The organism is Candidatus Thiosymbion oneisti, from assembly GCF_900092655.1.
Classification (GTDB): Bacteria; Pseudomonadota; Gammaproteobacteria; order Chromatiales; family Chromatiaceae; genus Thiosymbion; species Thiosymbion oneisti.
The window spans coordinates 1-4,601 of sequence record NZ_FLUY01001808.1 but is presented as its reverse complement, the minus strand read 5'-3'; the positions used below and the strand labels follow the sequence as shown (position 1 = coordinate 4,601).

General features: G+C 62.5%; 2 protein-coding genes. Both read left to right on the top strand.

The window, feature by feature from the left end; all coding sequences use genetic code 11:
- On the top strand, nucleotides 1-852 hold an 852-nt coding region (locus BQ17_RS22195; RefSeq protein WP_176722520.1), incomplete at its 5' end, for a hypothetical protein.
- A gap of 490 nt (nucleotides 853-1,342) precedes the next feature.
- Nucleotides 1,343-4,336 carry a CHAT domain-containing protein gene (locus BQ17_RS19265; RefSeq protein WP_176722519.1) on the top strand — a complete coding sequence of 998 codons (2,994 nt, stop codon included), beginning with the start codon at nucleotides 1,343-1,345 and terminating at the stop codon, nucleotides 4,334-4,336.
- Nucleotides 4,337-4,601: the final 265 nt, after the last annotated feature.

The window sequence follows — 4,601 nt, the reverse complement described above, 5'->3', positions numbered from 1 at the left end:
CTCACAGGTGGCACCGGCATCGAGCACACCGCTGCCGGAGACGTTACCGCCACCAGCGGCACCATCACCGCCACGGCAGCAGCCAACGACATCAGCATGGCCGATGGCACTGTCTACCGCGCCGAGGGGGATGTCACCCTCATAGCGGCGAATGATGTCGCGCTGGGTCGTATCGAGGCCGGTATCGACAACACCATCGTGGTCACCGCGACCGAGGGGGCGATCAGCGACAATACGGTGGGGGAAGGCGCGGGTAACGAGAACCTTGTCTGCTGCAATATCATTCTGACTGCAGCCAGCGGTATTGGTGCGCCGGGTGAAGCCGCTGATATCGACGTCACCGCGGGTAGAATCGACACTGATGCCGGATCGGGAGGCGTCTACCTAGCCGAGACCGACACATTGCAGTGTGGTGAACCCACGGGTCCCGACACTGATGGTCCTGACACCACGGATCCCGATCCCACGGTTCCCGATCCTACAGGTCCTGATACCACGGGTCCCGACATTACGGGTCCTGACACCACGGTTCCCGACCCTACGGGTCCTGACGACCTGGGTTTGGACATCCTGGTGTCGGAACCGCCCCGGTCTGAGGGTATTCCGGATAAAACGACTGAGCCTCAGAAAATTCCGAATGATACGATCGTGCTCCAAGTGCTCTTGTTTCAAGAAACCAGCGATTCCAGGCTCCAGTTGACGCCCGGTGTCTTCGATAGCTTGGCCGATGCCTATGCGATTCCCGATTACGAGGCGGATGACGAGCTCTATATGGTGCATTTGAACGGCGCCAACGAGGCCATCTGGGAAGAGAGCGGGGGGCATGATGACGATGGGGAAGAAGAGGAGTGAGTAGGGCCGGGGGACGGATCTCTTAGAAGCTGTCTGGTTAAAATGGATCCGAGCGTCGGGTTGCGTTACGCCGCGTTCGACGCCGTGCCCCCCAAGGCGTTTCCCCGCGCGGCTAACGCAACCTACACCCAAAGCGAGGTCCGTGCGAGTCGGCGGTATGGGCGATAATGTGGGTGTAGGTTGTGTTAAGACGCTGGCACCGGTGCTACAGGCGACCTCTGGCTCCCACGCTCCAGCGTGGGAGCCAAATCCAGACGCTCCAGCGTCATGAACCTTCTCTCGAGCGGAGCGAGGGATCTCGGCCGCTGGAGCGGCCATAACGGCATTCCCACGCTGGAGCATGGGAACGAGCCACAGTACGGCTTGTCATCTCGACCGAAGGGAGAGATCTTCCATACGAAGTCATGGTGTTGGTTGAGCACAAGATTCCTCACTGCGCTCGAAATGACACTAAATGTCAACACCACCTGGCGGCGTGCGAGCGATACCTATGGATTTGGATACACGATTGACCGGGGCCCTGGCGCTCCTGGTAACGGCTTGTCTTGTGCTGGGATGTGCCTCGCCCGTGGACATCCCTGACGCTGCCGGTAGCCAGTTCGAGGTCGGGACCAACCAGGGAAAGGACCCCTGTACCCTGTATGGGCGGTCCGCACCCTCGAAGATCGCGGCGGCCGGTGCCGGCTATTTCAGCCTCCAGTGCGGGAGCTGGGATCAGCCGAGCGGCTCGGTGTTCGTTGTCGATGCCGGCTCGAATTCCCCCCGATCCTTGATCTCGGAGGGCTGGTGGCGGTTGCGTTTGGATCAGTTTGCCCGGTGCGGCGCGGCGCGTCCCACGTCCATCCTGGATGGGGTCGAGGCACTGGCCCTGGACTGTAGGCTGTACTCGGGAAACTGGCCCTATCAGGCGGTGGTGGCCCGGATCGGTGAACGTATCTACCTCGGTGATGGGATTCCCGGGGCATTCCGACCGCTGGAGCAGGGCATCGGCGTGGTCAGCGGTCGCGTTTGGAGTGACGCCGGTCCCAGGGGGTTGTCCGCAGAGATGCGGCGTCTGGAAGGGCTGATCGCGAGCGCCAATTTCGACGTCGGCGATGTGACCCAGTACAAAGGATTGCTGCGCTTGGGCCGGTATTACAATCAACGCGGCCAATATGCACTCGCCGAGCGGCAGTATCGCAAGGCCCTGTTGCAGGCCGAGGAGCGGCGGCCGGAGCTGGTCGCATTCCTGAGCATGCATCTGGCTCTCGAGCTGAGCAATCAGGAGAAGTTCGAGGCCGCCGGTGCCATGTTCGAGCGCGCGGAGGCGACGCTCGTGGACGCCACTTCCCCGGCCATCGAACGGGCCCGTCTCGATGCCTACCGCTCGATGCATTTGGCCAATCAGCGCCGGAACCGCGAAGCGACCGTGGAGGCGGAACGCGCGAAGGAGCTGTTCCAGCTCCAAGGCTATGTCCCCTCGAGCGTTCGGCACGATCTGGATAGTGGGCGCGAATTCACTGCCGACAGTGGGTTACTCATTGGGACCTTCGGCTTGTCATTGATCCGTGGCGGACCCGCCTCGGCCCGCGGCAACGCGATCAAGCCGGCCTATGTAAAGGGCAAGGCCCTACTGCTGCAAGGGCGACTGGATGCTGCGGAGGCGGCATTCCGGCAAGCACGGGGGCTCTTCGATGCCGATTTCGAGGCACCGCGGGATTGGGTCGTGGAGATCGACGTGCTCGGTGCCCAGATTGCGGAAGCGCGCGGCGATCTGGCCGCCGCTCAGCGCCTGCTCAACTCCGCCGTTGCCTCCGAGCGGGCCCTGATCGGTAGCACCCGCGCCGGGGGGATGGCCTTCTTGGCGCTGGGTCGGGTGCATGCCCGGCGGGGCCATGAGCGTCGGGCATTGAGCGCGTTTCGGGAAGGCTTCGAGATTATCGGCGAACAAGGCGGCAATGTAGACCTGGACGATGTGCTCCCATACTTCCAAATCGGCATAAGGCATCTTGGAGGACTCGGCGGTGGAAGGCTCGCCGACGAATTGTTCGAAGCGGCTCAATTGGTGACGAGCCCTTTGGTGACCCAGCAGATCGCTCAGGTCTACGCCCGGCTCGAGTCCGGGAGCACCAAGGTCAGTACCCTGCTCAGACAGATGCAGGATGCCCAAGCGCGACGCGAGCGGATTCGCCAGGATCTGGACGCCAGCTCAGGCGCAGCTCGCGAGCGGCTCAAGCGTCGCTGGGATGAGATCAGCGCCCGGATCGGAGCGCTTGAGCTTGAGGTTCAGACGGCCTCTCCCGGCTACAATCAGCTGGTCCTGTTCAAGCCCATTCCCGCCTCGGAGGTACGGCAACGGCTCCGCGCAGACGAAGCCTTGGCACATATTCTCATCGGTGCCGACGGTGGGGTCGGATTTCTGGTCGATCGGGACGGCATCCAGGTCTACGACATCGGGCTGTCGCGCGCCGCGGTCCGGCGCTTCGTGCGCGCGCTGAGACGGCCGGTGGAAGCCGACGAAATACCGGCCTATCCGATCGACCGGGCCTATGCCCTGTATCGGCATTTGTTCGGACCGGTCGAGCGTGCAGTCCGCACCAAGCACCACCTCATCACCATTCCAACGGGAGCTCTGCTCAGCTTGCCTTTCGCCATGCTGGTGACAGACGTGCCGCCGGTGGTGGAGGGCCTGGACTATTCTGCGGTCCCATGGATGGTCGCACGCCATGCCTTGACCGTGTCTCCGGCCGTGCAATCTTTCGTGAGCCTGCGCAACACGCCCCCGTCCAAGGCACCCAAACCCTTTGTGGGCTTCGGTGATCCGGTGCCCGGAGGCAGGACAGCGACCTTGATGTCGGCAGTGGATATGCCGCGGACATCGACCTGTCGCAGGCAGGCGTCCTTGATCGCGAATTTTGCGCGCTTACCTGGTACTGCGGTCGAATTGAAAAAGAGCGCCGGCGCCTTGGGTGCAGGCCCCCGGGACGTCGTCCTACAAGGTGCCTTTACGGTGCCTGCGGTACGCCGGCGCGATCTGACCGATTATCGCTATATCTCCTTTGCCACTCACGGGTTGCTGCCGAGTAAGCTGGAGTGCCTGCCCGATGCCGCCTTGCTCACGACCCCGAGTGCGGGCTCGGGATCTTCCGCCGCCGGTCTGCTGCTGGCAAGTGAAGTGGCAGCGGATCTCGAGATGGATGCGGATCTGGTCGTGCTGTCCGCCTGTGATACCGGTGGTGGCGGCAAAGAAAGCGGTGGTGAGGCACTTTCCGGCCTGGCGCGCAACTTCTTTTTCGCGGGGGCCAGAAACCTACTCGTCAGCCACTGGGAGGTCCCCTCACTAACCACGCTCGAGCTCTTGGTGCGTACCTTCGAGAGGCTCTCCCGCGGTGGGCAGGACATCGCAAACGCATTGCGCGAAAGCCAACTCGGTATCATTAAAACCGGTAGCTTTTCCCACCCCAAGGCGTGGGCGGGTTTTACCCTGGTCGGTCACGGTGGCTGATGTGGAGTGCTTGGTGCTTATGTCCCTCGCCGTACCCCAATATCATCAAGTTAAGCCTCAAAGCCCCTCTCCCGGCGGGAGCAGGGCGAAGCTCGTAGGTTGGGCAAAGCCGGTAGGATGCGGTGAGCGCCTGCCCACCGCCCCAGGAATGTCTGCCTGTGCCCGGCCTATCTACCACCTCAGGGATGGCTAGGCACAACAGACAAGGGGCAGGCCGCGAACCGCATCTTTGGACGGCGGCGTGCCCAACAAATCATTTAAATAT